The organism is Kitasatospora sp. McL0602 (assembly GCF_052076145.1).
In the GTDB taxonomy this organism is placed as follows: domain Bacteria; phylum Actinomycetota; class Actinomycetes; order Streptomycetales; family Streptomycetaceae; genus Kitasatospora.
In genome coordinates this window covers 3,187,916-3,199,411 of sequence record NZ_CP197246.1, presented here as the reverse complement: position 1 = coordinate 3,199,411, position 11,496 = coordinate 3,187,916, and the positions used below count along the sequence as shown (strand labels likewise).

The window sequence follows — 11,496 nt, the reverse complement described above, 5'->3', positions numbered from 1 at the left end:
TCGCACAGGGGATCGACCGTCGTACCGAGGAGCAGTCATGCCGTTCATCAACGTCAAGCAGCTGTCCGGCCGCACCGATGAGCAGAACGCGGAGATCAGCCGCGAGCTCACCGCCACCTACGCCCGGGTCACCGGGGTGAAGCCGGAGAACATCTGGGTCGCGATCGAGGAGATCCCGGCCAAGAACTGGTCCGCCGGGGGTGTCACCTTCGCCGCGAAGGCCGAGCTGGCGGCGAAGGCCGGGGAGCAAGGGGCCTAGAGTCCCTCGACCTTGAACGGGTCGTGCTCGGCCAGCAGCTTCTCCAGCCGCGCCTGGTCGACCCGGGTGGTGATCGCGCCGGCTTCCTGGCGGTCGCGGACCACCTTGGCGAGCGTGAACGCCGAGGTGATCTCGTAGAGCAGGCCGACGGCCAGGAAGCCGCGCATCCACGCGCTGACGGGAAGGTAGGCGATCCCGACGGCGAGGGCGGTCGAGGCGAGGGCGAAGGAGAGCACGGCCTGGATGTAGTACGCGGCCGTGGTGCGGGGTTGCGTCGGTGCGTTCATGTCTGAAGGCTCTCCAACTTCCGTGCCCGCCACATGAGTACGGCTACTCAGCCGGGGTGTGCGCAGTGCGGTGGCCGGGTGGGTGAAAAGGTCGCGAACCACCCGAATCACCTCCGGAGGTCTGGTCCACCTGTCGGAGTGGCTTGGAATCAGGGACTCGTGGGATTAACGTTTGATAACGCAGCGCGGTCGGCAACGCCGTACCCGAAACGGCACCGTGCGCCGTCGCCTAATCCGTGGACCCGCCTTCGCCGGTGGGTCCGGGAGCCGGGGAACCACGTTCCACTGGGGTGAATCAGCCGGGCCCGCCCGGCCGTAGGAGACCTTCCTGCTCCGAACCCGTCAGCTAACCCGGTAGGCGCGAAGGAAGGAAAGGAGCGCGCCTCCCTTGGCGTCGACGCACTCCCCCGCGAACCCCGGAGCGGCCACCAAGCTGCTCGACGAACCCGCCGACCTCCAGGCCCGGCACCGGATGCCCCGGCAGACCCGCACCGGCGGGCCGCTGATCGGCGTCACCGCGATGGCCGCCTCGCTCGGCGCGACCGGCTTCGCCGCCGCCGTGCCGGCCGCCGCAGCCGTGCCCGTGCCGCCTCCCGCCAGCGCAGCGGCGGCCGAGAGCACCATCGAGCTCTCCGCCGACCCGGGGCTGGCCCTCGCCGCACGCATCCAGCAGCAGGCCGACGGCCAGCGCACCTCCGCCGAGGAGACCGCCCGGCTGGCCGCCGCGCAGGAGGCCGAGGCCAAGCGGGCCGCCCAGCAGGCCGAGGCCGAGGCGGAGTCCGCAGGCGCGGCCCTCACCGCCTTCACCCTGCCGGCCGCCAACTACACGCTGACCGCGCACTACGGCCAGTCCGGCTCGTACTGGTCGCACCTGCACACCGGCCTCGACTTCGCGGCCCCCACCGGCACGCCCGTGACCGCCGTCGGCGCGGGCACCGTCAGCTCGGCGGGCTGGTCCGGCGCGTACGGCTACCGGGTGATCCAGGCCCTGCCCGACGGCACCGAGATCTGGTACTGCCACCTCTCCGCCATCACCACCGCCTCCGGCGCCGTCACCGCCGGCACCGTGCTCGGCAAGGTCGGCGCGACCGGAAATGTCACCGGCCCGCACCTCCACCTGGAGGTCCGCCCGGACGGCGCCGCCCCGATCGACCCGCTGCCCTGGCTCCAGGCGCACGGCCTCCAGCCGTAGCCGGACGACCGGGAGGGCCGAGCCCTCCCGGTCGCACCCCGGCTAGTTGGAGCGGGCGTAGAAGTCGTACTCGGCGTACTGACCGACCCAGCCGGACACGGTGGACGCCTGCACAAAGAGGGTGTGGCTGCCCCAGCGCCCGACGGGGAGCTGGAGGTGCGCCTTGCCGTCCTTGTCGGCGGCGATGTGGGTGCACCCGCTGCCCGGCTGGCCGTCGACGTAGCAGAAGTCGGCGATCTGCCGGCCGTTGCTGCTGCCGGTCGAGACCGCGCTGAAGGTGAAGTTCAGCATCGTGCCCGGGTAGATCTGGCCCGGGACGGCGTCGGAGGTGATGTTCACCGCGCCGACCCGCGAGTCGCCGTCCGCCTGGAAGTAGCAGGGCTTGCTCGCGGGGGTCGACACCTTGCCGTCCGTGGCGTACGCGTAGAAGCTGTACGCGCCGCTGAGCACCGGCTTGGGCAGCGGGATGGCCATCCCGTGGCCGTTCTCGGTGGCGTAGTCGGTCGTCAGGCCGGACGGGTCCGTCACCACCGCGTGCACGCGGAGGTCGGAGGAGTAGGGCAGCGGGCCCGGGTCGAGGGCGCCCACGGAGACGGCCTGGCCGTCCACGACGGTCTCCCAACGGCCGGGGGCGGTCGGGCCGCAGGGGAACAGCAGGCTGCTGTCCGTACCGTTCTGCAGGGCGCCGGGGGTGCCGACCGGGTCGGTGAAGTAGCCGAAGATGTCGACCACGACGTCGGTGGAGCCGAAGCGGTTGTAGATGTTGATCAGGCCCGAGTCGTCGACCGGGACGACGACCTGGTTCGGCACGACCTGCCTGGGGCCGAAGTTGAGGTTCGAGGTGGTCGGGCGGTTGGTGCCGTTGCCCGGGAAGACGGTGAGGTAGCCGCCCGCCGTGGCGTTGACCGCCGTGACGTTCAGGACGACGGCCGAGACCTTGGTGGTGCCGAGACCACCCCGGGCGACCGGCAGCTGCAGCGTGGAGTCCTGGCCGATCGGCGAGTTGCCCTTCTCGCGGGTGTCGATCATCCGGGTCGGGCCGGTCGGGGTGAAGCCCGCGCCGTACGGGGCGCTGGTGTAGTAGCCGAAGACGTCGGCGACGACGTCGGTGCTCCCGGCGAAGTTGTAGATGTCGACGCTGCCGTCGGCGCCGAGCGGCACGGTCACCAGGTTCGGGACGGTCTGCCCGGCGGTGAAGTTGAGGTTCGAGGTGGTCGGCAGCGAGGTCCCGTGCGGGTAGACGGTGAGGAAGCCCCCGGCCGTCGGGCGGGTCGCGGTGACGTTGAGCACGACGGCGGTGGCGCCCCTCGGCGGTATGCCCGCGGTGCCGGCCAGCTTCAGGTTCAGCGTCCCGCGCGTACCGACCGGCCGCCCGCCCGGGTTGCGGGTGTCGAGCACCCGGCCGGGGGTCAGCGGCATGTACGAGGAGCCGGGCACCGCCGGGCTGTCGGTGTAGTAGCCGGCCAGGTCGGCGACCACGTCGGTGTTGCCGCCGAAGTTGTAGAAGTCGACGTAGCCGTTGGTCACCGGCACGGTCACCAGGTTCGGCACGGTCTGCCCGGCGGTGAAGTTGAGGTTCGAGGTGGTCGGGCGGGTGGCGCCGTCCGGATACACCGTCAGGAAGCCGCCACCGGTGGTGTCGGTGACCGTGACGTTCATGACGACCGCGCGGACGTTCGCGGCGGTGAGGCCGGTGTTCACCTTGATGGCGCCCCGGTTGGCGACCGGCACCCGGCCGGGCACGCCGATCGCCTGCCGGGTGTCGAGGATGCGGGTCGGCGTGGTCGGCACGAACTTGCCGGTCTGCGCGGGCGGCGGCACGGGTGCGTCGCCGGCGTGCGGGGCAACGTGCGGGGCGGCGGCGAGGGCGGGCGTCACGCCGGTGGCCAGCGCGCCGGTGGCCAGCGTCAGCGCGGCGGCGCCGGCCAGCGAGAGGCGGCCGAGCCGGCGGGGCATGGTGAGGGGGGCAGCAGCCCGGACCATGGACAACTCCTGTGCAGAGAAAGTGACGAGTCCGGGCATGCCGGGGCATGCGAACCGGCAGCGGGCGCGCGAAGCGGCGCCGCTGCTGTCACTGAAATCCCCCGGCCGGTAAGGAAACCCGGATGATCACTTCTATCAGCCGGGGGTCGGCCCGACAGGGGGCGGGTGGTCAAGATTTCGCAAAGCCGGGCTCTGCGGTCTCCCCCGGCCGGCGCTGCCTACGCCTGCTGCGCCGCCAGGTACGCCTCGACCTCCGCCGGGCCCGGCACCGGTGCCAGTTCGGGGTAGTCGAGCAGCAGCGCGGGCAGCCCGGGGACGGTCCACTCGCCGAACAGCCGGAGCGCCTCCGCGATCACCGCCTCCTCGAAGCCCTCGAAGTCGCCGGACAGCTCGGACGGCATCGGCAGGCCGAGCGCGTTCAGCCCGGCCAGGTTGCGGTAACTCCGCTGGATCAGGCGGTTCTCCAGCAGCATCCGGGCGCCGTCGGTGGCCATCCCGATCGACAGCAGCCGTACCGGCCCCCAGCCGCCGTCCCCGTCCACCCGGTCCAGCTCGCCCGCTTGCTCCAGCGCCTCGAAGGCCGCCAGCCGCCCCTCCTCGCCCAGCTCCCGGAAGGCGTCCAGCCAGGCCCGCACCGCGTCCTGGTCGGCCGTCTCGACCCCGTCCGCCCGCAGCACCAGCGCGTACAGCCGGGGCCAGGTCACCAGGTGCGGCTGCCGCAGCAGCCCGCAGAGCAGCTCGCCCTGCCACTCGGCCTCGGCCTGCAGCCGCTCCCACCGCTTGGCGTTCAGCCGCTTCGTCGCCCGCTGATGGTCGATCAGGAGCCGCACCGCAGCGCCGTACGCCGCCGGGTCGGACTCCGGCTGCACGTACATGTACAGCCGCTCGTACAGGAGTTGCTCGACCACCGGGGAGCTCAGCTCGGGGAAGCCGTCGTGCATCCGGCCGTCACCCAGCTCCAGCAGGGTCAGCACCGTCCGCAGCACCTCCTCGGGCAGCGGCCCGTACGTCCGGTCGCGGCCCTCCTCGGCGGCCCAGGAGAGCAGGTCGGCGGCGCGGGTCTGGGGGGTGAGCTGCAGGTCTTCGACGTTCACCCTCGGTACGGTAGCCGGTGCGGGGGTGCGGCCGCTGTATCGTCGGGAGCCATGAAGCCCGAACGCGAACCGGCCCGTGACCGCCACCGGGCCGTCCGGCTGACCGGGCCCCGCCTGGCGATCCGCGAGTTCCACCACACCCCCGAGGACATCGACGCCCTGCACGCCGTCTTCGGTGACCCGGAGACCGCCCGGTACCTCCCCTTCGAAGCCCGCGACCGCGAGACCTGTGCCGACCAGATCGCCCTCTACGTCGAGGAGGCCGAACACCTGCCGCGCACCGTCCACCGCCTCGCCGTCACCCTGCTTGCCGACGGCGAGCCCGAGTACGCCGTCCCGATCGGCACCGCCGCCCTCGGCGTCGAGGGCGACCGCGCCGCCTCCGTCGGGTACGCGCTGCGCCGCGACACCTGGGGCAACGGCTACGCGGGCGAGCTCACCGCGCTGCTCTGCGACTTCGCCTTCGGCACGCTCGGCCTGCACCGCCTGGTGGCCCGCGTCGACCCCGAGAACACCGCCTCCTCCCGTGTCCTCACCCGGGCCGGCTTCCAGCTGGAGGGCCGCATCCGGGACGAGCTCCACCTGCGCGGCCGGTGGTACGACGCGCTCCAGTACTCACTGCTGGAAGGCGAGTGGGTGGAGCCGTCCACCGGACGGGGGTAGGGATAACTCCACCATGAACTCGGTAGTGGGCTGCATACCGCCGGAGCTCTCGACACGGCACCTTTGAGGTGTGAGAACGGACGAGACCGAGGGGCCCACGATGAGCACCAGCACCAGCACGCTGCACCACACCGCCACCGCGCCGCAGCCGTACCGGCGGCACGATGCCCCCTCCTTCTGGCGGGCGCCGTTCGCCGCAGCCACGTACCGCGAGATCGGCTTCACCGTCACCGGGCTGCCGATCGCCGTCTTCGGCTTCGTCCTCACCGTGACGCTCTTCTCGGTCGGGGTCGGCCTGGTCGTCACCGCCCTCGGCCTCCCCCTGCTCGCCCTGCTGCTCAGCTGGGCCCGGGGCCTCGGCGCGCTGGAGCGGCAGCGGGCCCGCACCCTGCTCGACAGCGAGACAGTCGCCCCGGCGCCCGTCCGCCCGAGCCGCCCCGGCTTCTGGGGCGGCGTCACGGCCCGGCTGGCGGACGTCGCGGGGTGGCGGGCGGTGCTCTACCAGGTGGTGATGTTCCCCTGGGCGATCCTGTCCTTCGTCGTCGCGGTGGTCTTCCTCGTGACGGGCTGGGTGGTCGCGCTCTACCCGCTCTACCAGTGGGTCTTCGCCCGGTACACCCCCTGGCCCGGGTACCAGCTCTACGACTTCACGGTCGACGGCGTCCGCCACCAGTACTTCCTGTCCTCGCCGCTCCAGATAGCCGCGACGTCGGCCGTCGGCCTGGTGCTGGTCTTCCTCACCCCGCTGCTGGTCCGGGGCCTGACCAACGTCAACCGGCTGGCCGTCCGGGGCCTGCTCGGCGCCCGCTGACCCGGAGAAGAGCCGGGGGAAAGCAGAAGGCCCGGCAGACGATGTCTGCCGGGCCTTCTGTGCTACTGAGTAGCGGGGACAGGATTTGAACCTGCGACCTCTGGGTTATGAGCCCAGCGAGCTACCGAGCTGCTCCACCCCGCGTCGGTAAACCTGACAGTACGCGACATCCGCCCGTACGCGAAATCGTTTCTCCGGGCACTCTGCCCGGGGCAGCCTCCCGGGAGCCCGGATGCGGCCTCCGACCAGCCGTGTTCCGATGTCCCTACCGCACCGCCACCGGTCAGGGAGCGTCCGTGAACACGCCCGGCACGTTGGTCACCTCTCGCCCGCTGGACGAGTACTGCCAGCTCTTCGCCCTGAGCCGCAGCGCACTGTGCGCCGTCCCGGGCCCAGTCCTGGACTGTCCGGGCGGCGCCTCCGGTCTGGCCGCCGAGGCTCGCGCCCTCGGCGTCGAGGTGGTCGCAACCGACCCGGCGTACGCGGCGCCGCTGCCCGCCCTCACCGCGCTCGCCCGGCACGGCCGGGATGCGATGGCCGTGGCGATGGCCGCCACCCCGCAGCTCTACCCCGCGCCCCGGCACCTGCCGCCCGCCCGCTACCTGCGCAGCTGGGACCGCGCCCGACGGCTCTTCGCCGCCGACAGCGCCGCCCGCCCCGAGCGGTACGTCGCCGCCGCCCTGCCCCGGCTGCCGTTCGCCGACGGCTCGTTCGCGCTCACCCTCAGCTCGTACCTGCTCTTCGCCTACCCCGAGCTCTTCCCGCCCGCCGCCCAGCTGGCCGGCCTGCTCGAACTCGCCCGGGTCACCGCCCCCGGCGGCGAGGCCCGGATCTACCCGCTGCACGACGGCGCCGGGCACCCCTGCCCGCACCTCGACGAGCTGCGGGCAGCCCTCGGCCGCCGCCAGGTCTCCAGCGAGATCCGGCGCTCGCCCCGCCCCGGCGACGGCCGGACTCGGCGCGTCCTGGTGCTCCGCGCCGCCGACCACCGCCGCCGGGCGGCCGGGGTCACGGGCCTTTGACCGCCGCCGGTGGCTCCGCCGGTGCCTCAGTCGATGCCTCCGTCGGTGCCTCAGCCGGTGCCTCCGGCCGACGGGGCTGCGGCACCGTCCGCAGGATCTCCTGGGCCACCGCCCTGCGGCGCGAACGCGGCGGGAGCTTACGGGAGTTGGGCAGCACCTCGGCGACCACCGCCAGCAGCTCCTGCACCTGCTCGGCCGGCAGGGCCGGGTCCGTCGCCTGCACGGCGCTGCGCGCCGCCAGCAGGGCCTGGAGCAGTTCGAAGGAGGACAGCGGGTCCTTCACCGCCGTGACGATCAGATCGACCGACCCGGCGTCCGGGCGGCCCTTCAGCAGCGCCAGCGCCTGGACCCGCAGCCCCTGCACGCCGGAGTCGAAGAGCATCCGCACCTGCTCCGGGCCGATGTCCACCAGTGAACCCGCCGCCGTGGCCGTCTGGTTGACGGAGTCCGCGAGCGTCTCGCGGTCGGCGACGGAGAAGGCGCGGGCCATCCGCAGCCGGGTGAGCAGCCAGCCGGAGAGGAACCCGACGACGGCGAAGTACACCGCCAGTGCGGCCCCGAAGCCCGCCGCGCCGCTGCCGCCGCCGACCAACGGCGCCACCGCGTCGCCGAGTTGCCGCAGCCGGTGCGGGAGGGTGACGAGCTGGGTGAGTCCGGCGCCCAGCAGGATCTTCGTCAGCCAGTCGGAGACCTGCTCCAGATTGGTGTTGGGGGCGTAGTTCGCGGTCGAGGTGGTGTGCAGGTCGTCCGGGTCGGCCGCCGCGCCGCTGGTGAGCAGCCTCGGGATGCCGAAGAGGAAGCCCAGCCCACCCCCGGCCACGGTGAAGCCGCCCGCGACCATCAGCCCGCCGCCGAGCGCCCGCGTCCAGTCGTCGGCCGATGCCGCGAACAGCACCAGCCCCGCCACCCCGGCCAGCAGCACCGCGGCCAACCCGGCCTGCACCGCCGGTGCCAGCTCCCCGTCACGTTCGATCGCCACCGCGCCCCGCCTCCCCGCAAACCGACCTGACGGCACGACTCTAGGGCCTAGGGCCTGTCCGACAGCAGCTGCGCGGGCGGGGCGATCTCGCGCTTGAGGATCTTCCCCGTCGGTCCCTTGGGCAGTACGTCGGTGGTCCACACCACGCGCGGGTACTTGAAGCTCGCGACCTGGGCGCGGACGAACTCGCGTACCTCCTCGGGCGTCGTCTCCGTGCCGGGCCGCAGCACCACAGCCGCCGCCACCTCCTGACCGTGAGTCGGGTGCGGCACGCCGACCACGGCGGCCTCGGCAACGGCCGGGTGCCGGTAGAGCACCTCCTCGATCTCCCGGGGGTAGACGTTGAAGCCGCCCCGGATGATGACGTCCTTGCTGCGGTCGACGATCCGGAAGTCCCCGCGCCCGTCCCGGGTGCCGAGGTCGCCGGTGTGCAGCCAGCCGTTCCGCACGGTCTCGGCGCTGGCCTCCGGGCGGCGCCAGTAGCCCTTCATGACGTTGTGCCCACGGATCACGACCTCGCCGACCTCGCCGTCCGGCAGCTCCCGGCCCTGCCGGTCGAAGACCCGCATCTCGACCCCGCCGATCGGGATGCCCACGGTGCCGGGCACCCGCTCGCGGTCGCTGCGATTGGCGCAGGCCAGCGGCGAGGACTCGGAGAGCCCGTACCCCTCCAGGACGGCGCAGTCGAACCCGGCCTCGAACCCGTGCAGCACCTCGACCGGCAGCGCCGACCCGCCGCTGAGGCAGACCCGCAGCGCCGAGACGTCGTAGGCCTCCCGTCCGGCCAGGCCCAGCAGCAGCGTGTACATCGTCGGTACCCCGAGGAAGACCGTGACGCCGTCCCGGGCGAGCACCGCCATCGCTCGCTCGGCGTCGAAGCGGGTGAGCAGGGTCAGGCAGCCGCCGGTCGCCACGGCGCAGCCCAGGCCCATCACCTGGCCGAAGGAGTGGAAGAGCGGCAGCCCGCCGAAGATCACGTCGTCCGGGCCGATGCCCAGCACCTCGGCCCCGGCGGCGATGTTGCGCCGGATGTTGTGGTGGGTGAGCTCGGCGCCCTTGGGTCTGCCGGTGGTGCCGGAGGTGTAGAGGATGACGGCGGTGTCGTCGCCCGACCGGGGCACGTCCTCGGCGAGCGGCTGCTGCTGCTCGCGCAGCTGCGCGGCGAAGGCGTCCGGCGCGAGGGCCAGGTACGGGGTGCCGGCGGCGCGGGCGCCCGCCTCGGCCTGGTCGGCGCCCTCGTGCCAGGCCAGCATCAGGGCGGCCTCGGCGTCGCCGAGGCAGTGCTCGACCTCCGCCGCCTTCAGCAGCGGGTTCATCGGCACGACGACGGCGCCCGCCCGCAGGATGCCGTAGTAGAGCACCGCGAAGAGCGGCACGTTGGGCAGGAACACGGCCACCCGGTCGCCCGCCGCGACGCCCGACGAGCCGAGCCAGGCGGCGGTTCGGGCGGACAGCTCGTCCAGCTCGGCGAAGGTCAGTACCTCCTGGTCGAGCCGCAGCACCGGGTGGTCCGGCCGCAGCGCGGCGGTGGCGGGCAGCAGGGCGTTCACGGTCTCGGTCATCGACGGGACTCCTCAGGTCGTTCGACGGCGACTCGGTCAACAGCGGCTCGTTCGACGGCGACAGCGGTCACGAGCAGGCCACCGGCGGCGGCCCACCGTCCTTGCAGCAGTGGGCCGATGGCGCCACCGGCGGGGAGCACGGCGTGGAAGGTGCCGGTCTGCGAGCGCCCCGGCGGGTCGATGCCGACCACGGCCTCCTCGAAGCCCAGCCAGCCGCCGCCCGCACCCGACCAGGCCTTGTAGACGGCCTCCTTGGCGCTGAAGAGCAGTCTGTCCCAAGCCAGTTCGGGGCGCAGCCGACGGTACGCGGCCAGCTGGGCCGGCTCCGGCCCGAACGCGACCGCCGCCAACACCCCTTCGGGCAGTGCTGCGTCCGGTTCGGCGTCGATGCCGAGCCCGAGGGCGTCCCGTCCGTCGGCCACGGCGGCGGCCCGGTACCCGGCGCAGTGCGTGATGCTGCCGACCACCCCCGCCGGCCAGGCGGGCATCCCCCGCCGCCCGCGCAGCAGTGGCGCCGGAGGCACCCCGAGGGCGGCCAGTGCCTCCCGGGCGCAGCGCCGTCCCGTCCCGAACTCCCGCCGCCGCCCGGCAGTTGCGCGCGCCACCAGCGCCTCCTCCTCGGCGAAGGCGAAGGCGAAGAGCCCGGCCGGTCCGTCCGTCGTGGTCTCCACCACTCGGGCCCAGCGTGGCAGCAGTTCAGCGAGCAAGGCCGGGCTCCCGAGCCCCGGGGGAGGCGGGCGGCGTGGAGTTCATGCCGGGCTCCGGAGGGTGTCGGTGATCCAGTCGGTGATCCGGTCGGCCAGGCCGGAGTTGTGGCGGATCCAGCGGAAGTGGTCGAGGGGGCGGCCGTCGGCGTCGGCGCTGGTGTAGCTCCAGCGGGTCACCCGGGCGCGGGGCATCTTGCCGCAGAGGTGGTCGACGGCCCGGGGCGGCGCGAGTTCGTCGTTCTCGACGTCCACCGCCAGGATCGGCAACTCGACCTCGGAGAGCGCCTGTTCGTACGGTACGAGGCTGCCCCGGACGTGGTAGCGGCCGGTGAGCATCTGCCGGGCCCAGTCCCGCATCAGCCGGGCGGATTCGCGGCCGCCGAAGCCGAGCCGCTCGCCGGGCCAGTAGCCGAGCAGGGCCGCGCCGACGACGTACAGGCGGCTGAGCACGAGCCGCCGCAGGCCGGCCCGGAGGCCGAAGGTCCGGTACCAGGCGGAGCCGCTGGCGACCAGGACGACCCCGGCCGGGCGGATGCGGCCCAGGCCGCAGTGGACGGCGCCCAACTGCCCGCCCAGGCTGTGGCCGAGGAGCAGCACGGGGGCTTCGGGGAAGGCCGCCCGGGTCTCCCGCAGCACGGCGCCGATGTCGTGCTCGACGATCTCGCGGTAGCCGAAGTGCACGCCGCGCGCGGGCGTGGGCAGGCTCTCGCCGTGGCCGCGCAGGTCGGTGGTGACGACGGAGAGGCCGCGCCGGTGCAGGGCCCGGACCAGCGGGGTGTAGTGCCGGGCGGCCATGCCCATCGCGGGCAGTACGACCACCACGGGCGCCGTCCGGTCCGGCTGGGCCAGGGTGCGGCAGGTCAGCCGGGCGCCGTCGGGGGTGGTGAGCTCGGCGAGCACGGGGAAGCGCGGCGCCTTGCCCGGCCGCGCGGCCACC

General features: G+C 73.4%; 12 protein-coding genes, 1 tRNA gene and 1 riboswitch. Of the genes, 5 read left to right on the top strand and 8 right to left on the bottom strand.

The window, feature by feature from the left end:
* Positions 1–37 precede the first annotated feature (37 nt).
* Positions 38–259 carry a tautomerase family protein gene (locus tag ACR68M_RS14430; RefSeq protein ID WP_441250884.1) on the top strand — a complete coding sequence of 74 codons (222 nt, stop codon included), beginning with the start codon at positions 38–40 and terminating at the stop codon, positions 257–259.
* Here ACR68M_RS14430 and ACR68M_RS14425 read toward each other — a convergent pair.
* On the bottom strand, positions 256–546 hold the full coding sequence (locus tag ACR68M_RS14425; RefSeq protein WP_441250883.1) for a YiaA/YiaB family inner membrane protein: 291 nt from the start codon (positions 544–546) through the stop codon (positions 256–258). The genes ACR68M_RS14430 and ACR68M_RS14425 overlap by 4 nt on opposite strands.
* Positions 547–762: 216 nt before the next feature.
* A riboswitch (cyclic di-AMP (ydaO/yuaA leader) is annotated at positions 763–921 on the top strand.
* 13 nt (positions 922–934) lie between these two features.
* On the opposite strand from ACR68M_RS14425, the gene ACR68M_RS14420 reads away from it, so the two are divergent.
* Positions 935–1,738 (top strand): M23 family metallopeptidase, encoded by an 804-nt coding sequence (locus ACR68M_RS14420; RefSeq protein WP_441250882.1) that lies wholly within the window; start codon positions 935–937, stop codon positions 1,736–1,738.
* A 42-nt stretch (positions 1,739–1,780) separates the two neighbouring features.
* Here ACR68M_RS14420 and ACR68M_RS14415 read toward each other — a convergent pair whose 3' ends face one another.
* Complete coding sequence (locus ACR68M_RS14415; protein ID WP_441250881.1) at positions 1,781–3,721, bottom strand: hypothetical protein; 1,941 nt, start codon at positions 3,719–3,721, stop codon at positions 1,781–1,783.
* A 218-nt stretch (positions 3,722–3,939) separates the two neighbouring features.
* A complete protein-coding gene (locus tag ACR68M_RS14410) occupies positions 3,940–4,815 on the bottom strand; it encodes a hypothetical protein (protein ID WP_441250880.1) in 876 nt (291 codons plus the stop codon).
* A 51-nt stretch (positions 4,816–4,866) separates the two neighbouring features.
* On the opposite strand from ACR68M_RS14410, the gene ACR68M_RS14405 reads away from it, so the two are divergent.
* Positions 4,867–5,478 carry a GNAT family N-acetyltransferase gene (locus tag ACR68M_RS14405; RefSeq protein WP_441250879.1) on the top strand — a complete coding sequence of 204 codons (612 nt, stop codon included), beginning with the start codon at positions 4,867–4,869 and terminating at the stop codon, positions 5,476–5,478.
* A 100-nt stretch (positions 5,479–5,578) separates the two neighbouring features.
* Positions 5,579–6,289, top strand: a complete 711-nt coding sequence (locus ACR68M_RS14400; protein ID WP_441250878.1) for a sensor domain-containing protein — start codon at positions 5,579–5,581, stop codon at positions 6,287–6,289.
* Positions 6,290–6,359: 70 nt separating this feature from the next.
* On the opposite strand, the gene ACR68M_RS14395 is transcribed toward ACR68M_RS14400, so the two are convergent.
* A tRNA-Met gene (locus ACR68M_RS14395) sits at positions 6,360–6,433 on the bottom strand.
* 152 nt (positions 6,434–6,585) lie between these two features.
* Here ACR68M_RS14395 and ACR68M_RS14390 point away from each other — a divergent pair.
* A complete protein-coding gene (locus ACR68M_RS14390; RefSeq protein ID WP_441250877.1) occupies positions 6,586–7,311 on the top strand; it encodes a class I SAM-dependent methyltransferase in 726 nt (241 codons plus the stop codon).
* Here the strand turns inward: ACR68M_RS14390 and ACR68M_RS14385 are convergent.
* Genes ACR68M_RS14385 through ACR68M_RS14370 form a run of 4 tightly spaced genes read right to left on the bottom strand, consistent with a single transcriptional unit; the run spans position 7,298 to position 11,495 of the window.
* Entirely contained in the window at positions 7,298–8,290 is a 993-nt protein-coding gene (locus ACR68M_RS14385) for a hypothetical protein (protein WP_441250876.1), read from the bottom strand. The genes ACR68M_RS14390 and ACR68M_RS14385 overlap by 14 nt on opposite strands.
* 47 nt (positions 8,291–8,337) lie before the next feature.
* Positions 8,338–9,852, bottom strand: a complete 1,515-nt coding sequence (locus ACR68M_RS14380; protein WP_441250875.1) for a long-chain-fatty-acid--CoA ligase — start codon at positions 9,850–9,852, stop codon at positions 8,338–8,340.
* Positions 9,849–10,559 carry a 4'-phosphopantetheinyl transferase family protein gene (locus ACR68M_RS14375; RefSeq protein WP_441250874.1) on the bottom strand — a complete coding sequence of 237 codons (711 nt, stop codon included), beginning with the start codon at positions 10,557–10,559 and terminating at the stop codon, positions 9,849–9,851. Before ACR68M_RS14375 ends, ACR68M_RS14380 begins: the two co-directional genes overlap by 4 nt.
* 42 nt (positions 10,560–10,601) lie before the next feature.
* Positions 10,602–11,495, bottom strand: a complete 894-nt coding sequence (locus ACR68M_RS14370) for an alpha/beta hydrolase family protein (protein ID WP_441250873.1) — start codon at positions 11,493–11,495, stop codon at positions 10,602–10,604.
* Between the last annotated feature and the right edge of the window lies 1 nt (position 11,496).